This is a genomic window from Soonwooa sp. T0.1_25 (genome assembly GCF_057652215.1).
The window spans coordinates 1-242 of sequence record NZ_JBYFBZ010000106.1 but is presented as its reverse complement, the minus strand read 5'-3'; the positions used below and the strand labels follow the sequence as shown (position 1 = coordinate 242).

Below are 242 nucleotides of genomic sequence, written 5' to 3'. Positions count from 1 at the left end.
GTTGTTTTCCAAAGCTTTGCATCCAATAAAGTGTTTCGTTGTTTCTGTCTGCGATTTCTTCTGCATCCATACAAAAACCTTTAGAAAACATTTCTGGCAAAAGAAAAATATCGGCTTCAACATTAGCTAAAGAAAGTTCAATGTTTTTGTAATTTTCGGTTTTATTTTTACAAACAATGTTGAGGTTAAGACCAACAATATTAAGTTTTGACATAATTAAAATTCTTTCTTAAAGTTAAGTA

General features: G+C 28.9%; 1 pseudogene. It reads right to left on the bottom strand.

Annotated features, from left to right (window positions below):
- Positions 1–214: pseudogene (locus AC23MB_RS14515) on the bottom strand (nitrilase family protein); the annotation flags it as partial.
- Positions 215–242: the final 28 nt, after the last annotated feature.